Annotated in this window: 3 protein-coding genes; all 3 read right to left on the reverse strand. The window is 49.1% G+C overall.

Annotated elements, in window-relative coordinates; genetic code table 11:
- Window positions 1-546, reverse strand: a 546-nt coding sequence (locus tag ACSHWX_RS18470; protein ID WP_435669675.1) for a hypothetical protein, incomplete at its 3' end; no start/stop codon positions are given.
- Window positions 491-970: a P-loop NTPase fold protein gene (locus ACSHWX_RS18475; RefSeq protein ID WP_435669676.1), complete on the reverse strand. Its 480-nt coding sequence runs from the start codon at window positions 968-970 to the stop codon at window positions 491-493. The genes ACSHWX_RS18470 and ACSHWX_RS18475, both read right to left, overlap by 56 nt.
- Before the next feature lie 523 nt (window positions 971-1,493).
- Window positions 1,494-1,676 carry a hypothetical protein gene (locus tag ACSHWX_RS18480; RefSeq protein WP_435669677.1) on the reverse strand — a complete coding sequence of 61 codons (183 nt, stop codon included), beginning with the start codon at window positions 1,674-1,676 and terminating at the stop codon, window positions 1,494-1,496.
- Between the last annotated feature and the right edge of the window lie 471 nt (window positions 1,677-2,147).

The raw sequence follows: 2,147 nt of genomic DNA on the forward strand, positions 1-2,147 counted from the left end.
GGTTACCGCGACTATCGACACGATCGACGAGACCGTTAAGACCAAAGTCGCCCATCGACGCAATGTCCGCGCGGATGGGGAAATACTGAAGTCTTCCGACTTCGGTAACTTATCTTTTCCCGTAGGGTTAAGATTGTCAGTCAACTCAATGGCACGGCCCATCAGCGTGAACATATTTGCTTTGATGGACTCGTCTGTGAGTTTCATGAGCCCGTCGCGGCGCATATCGTTCGACGCCTGACAATAGGCCTCCTTCTTGTTGGTACGGGTCTTAATGCCGGTCGCGAGGCCGCTACAGGCAGTGCTCACCTGCAACTGACGCTTCACGGCAAAGTGAGGGTCGAAGTAACCTCGTTCGATGCGAATACGATGCGCATTGTCTAAGCGCATTAATTCTTCGTGTGTATATTGCAGCGCCAATTGCCTTTCGTCGTCTGTCTGGATGACAAACCCAGCCTCAGTCTCTTGCTGCATACGGCCAGGGAGACCTTCAATTGTTATGCGATCCGTTTTGCCGATGGCCACCTTCGCCTGAAACCATGTCACCCAATGATCCCATCATTTTGGATGCAAAGCCAAAGACAGGCAGACCCATCATGGCCATTCCCGCTTCCGCTCCAAGGCCTAAAAACTTAAGTTTATTAACGCGCTTGTACAGCCCCGCTGCTTGTTCTTTCAGGCCGTCAGGTGCTTCTTCAATCAAAGCCTGTGCAATAACTGTCATCAGGGCAGATTTTGCTTCATCGAAGCCCTGATATAGCCTAGCATCAAATTCAATAACTATCGTTTTATCTTCTGCGAGAAGTTGCTTGTTGACGAGCTGTAAAACGCTCGACTTTCCAACACCCCAACCTCCATAAACGCCAACTGAAAGCGGTAACAACGTATCGTCAGAAATCATTTCGCAGATCATTTCTGCAACTTCTGAATGGTTTAAATAATCAATATCGGTTTCGTTGTCTGACCACATAACAATTTACAATTTCCGAGTTTAAATCTAAAGTGAGTACACCTTAAAATTGTGATTGGGTAAAGTTAATTAATATTTTTGAGCTAGTTGCACTTTGTTGAGCGTATAATCAGGCTGTCAAACGTCGAGCCGGCCGGCAATAAACTCGTCTCGGAAGGGGGGGAATTCGTCCCTCATAGTCAGCCAATGTAGTTGCGATCGTCCAGGTAGTATGCCACGGTCGTAGCAACTACCCAACGGCTGCCGCGAGCACAGCGGCTAAAAGACCATATCGCGGATCGGGGTATTTATCGCTGACAACACCAGCGGCACACGCAACGCATGCCAATAAGGCAAGGCTAAATAGGGCATAAGACTGCAGTCAGAGCGTCAACGGTTGTATAGATGGATCAGTCGCTTTGTATGTCTCCGCCCATCGCCACGATTCAGCTCCGCGATGGCGCTCTGATAATCCGCAGCAAAGCTTAACCGATGCGCCCGACATCCGCTATAACTTCGTTTAGCCCCTTCTCCCGAACCCCTCCTAGTCAGCCGCCTTCTCGATTAGATCTGCAAACACGTAAAGAGCCTTCGTTTGTTCATCATTGTCAGGCAGTTTTGGAAATTCGATCCGTAATCGATCATACTTATATTTGCAGATGGCGTGGGCACCGACCGCTCGCGCCATGATCTCCATCACTTTCACCAGATCGTCGCTGTTGGTCATCGCCTTCCTCCAAGTGATGTCGCGGCCCCTTCGTTCCGACCAATGGTCGTCGTCGAGAGCGTCATGGTGACATCCTTTCAAAGCACGGGCCCAAGTGGGTCACGCCAGAGGCCAGAAACGTTGTTGTTCGGCAGTTAAGTATAAAATGCTCTGTTGCTCGATGGAACATTTAAGGAACAAACTGAACCGAAAATCAAGTGGCCGGGTCGAACACTGCCAAATAGCATTTGGTTTTACCACCGAAACGCTCCAAATACCGTAAGATACTGATAAATATAAAAAACCACCGACAGCAAAACTGTCAGTGGTCATTTGATCTGTGTGGAGTGGTCAAAAAACACCCCTAATTGGCCAAGTTATGGTGGGTCTCACATTCACACACGCCAGACACGCCAGATCAACCGCATTTAGAATGGCCGCATGATGAGCAGGTCATACAGCCTTCGACCATGCGCAATGTGTATTGGCCAC

It is taken from the genome of Maritalea sp. (genome assembly GCF_051251695.1).
Classification (GTDB): Bacteria; Pseudomonadota; Alphaproteobacteria; order Rhizobiales; family Devosiaceae; genus Maritalea.